We start from the raw sequence: 252 nt of genomic DNA, 5'->3' as shown, positions 1-252 counted from the left end.
AACAAATAAAGAGGGCTATCGCGAGTACACATCGCCAAACCAAATTTGTACAACCTGCTCATTTTTATCTCGGTGTACAGAAAGCAAAGACTGTCAAAAAGTGGTGACACGGCATATCTGGCAAGCACATGTGGAAGAAGCAGATCATCTGCGTCATCATCAAGATGTAAAACCTATATATGCAAAACGTAAAGAAACGATTGAGCGTGTATTCGCAGATGCAAAAGAAAAGCATGGTATGCGTTGGACTAC

The 252-nt window shown here is 41.3% G+C and carries 1 protein-coding gene; it reads left to right on the top strand.

The genetic code is table 11. The features are described from left to right. The coding region (locus Q8G36_RS28900) for a transposase (RefSeq protein WP_305275391.1) at positions 1-252 on the top strand (252 nt) is incomplete at both ends.

It is taken from the genome of Peribacillus frigoritolerans (genome assembly GCF_030676415.1).
In the GTDB taxonomy this organism is placed as follows: Bacteria; Bacillota; Bacilli; order Bacillales; family DSM-1321; genus Peribacillus; species Peribacillus frigoritolerans_A.
This window is presented reverse-complemented; position numbering and strand designations above follow the sequence as displayed.